A 503-nucleotide genomic window follows, 5' to 3' on the forward strand; every position below is an offset into this window, starting at 1 on the left:
CCGCTATCGTCTCTTTAAAAGATGCCGGTTCATCAATTGCTCCGTTTGAACGACCTTCATTGCCGGCTGATGCAACGATGACGATGCCTTGCTTCGCTGCTCGTTTTATTGCGTTGTGCAGCGTATCGCTGCTTTCTGAGCCGAGCACGCCAAAGCTCATATTTATGACATTCATGCGGTTTTTGACACACCAATGGATACCCTCAATAATATCCGAAACAAATCCTTCTCCGTCCTCATTCAGCGCTTTAACTGCATATAAATTCACCTCAGGAGCGGTACCCAATGATTTGCCTGCTCTACCCGTTGCTGCGACGATGCCTGCCACATGGGTGCCATGACCATTATCGTCAGCGTAAGAACCGCCGTTGATTGTGTTAATCCCGCCAGCGATATTCAAGTCGGGATGATTGGCGATTCCTGTGTCGAGGATAGCGACATTAATGGATTTTCCCCGTGTTCTAGCCCATGCTTCGGGTGCTTTTACTCGAATAACATTCCAT

1 protein-coding gene is annotated in these 503 nt (G+C 48.3%); it reads right to left on the reverse strand.

Features of this window, described 5'->3' with window-relative positions:
• The coding region (locus AC1DSE_RS36260; RefSeq protein WP_477529248.1) for a S8 family serine peptidase at positions 1-503 on the reverse strand (503 nt) is incomplete at both ends.

Source organism: Paenibacillus sp. 01L418, assembly GCF_056400045.1.